Origin of the sequence: Psychrobacter sp. TB55-MNA-CIBAN-0194 (genome assembly GCF_040309505.1) — a bacterium.
Taxonomy (GTDB): Bacteria; Pseudomonadota; Gammaproteobacteria; order Pseudomonadales; family Moraxellaceae; genus Psychrobacter; species Psychrobacter fozii.
The window spans coordinates 1-253 of the sequence record NZ_JBEOOW010000543.1; the positions used below are offsets into that span (position 1 = coordinate 1).

Annotated in this window: 1 protein-coding gene; it reads left to right on the forward strand. The window is 41.5% G+C overall.

Features of this window, described 5'->3' with window-relative positions; translation table 11 throughout:
• Positions 1 to 253 (forward strand): sensor histidine kinase (locus AAEY75_RS16220; RefSeq protein ID WP_502944451.1); only part of this gene is annotated, 253 nt, incomplete at both ends.

A 253-nucleotide genomic window follows, 5' to 3' on the forward strand; every position in this document is an offset into this window, starting at 1 on the left:
CATCCAGACTGGCTGATGCTCACAGATTCTGTACTGAGTGATGTCAACCGCTTGGCTCGTGAAAAACACATTCAATTAAAACGCACCGTACACTGTGACAATCCTGCCGATATTTTGCCCATTCTTATCAATCCAGTATTATTTAAGCTATTAATCCGCAATTTACTAGACAATGCCATCCGCTATTGCCCAGAGGGCTGTCTGATTGAACTGCAGTTAGATGTTGATAATATTAAAGTGGTGGATAATGGCT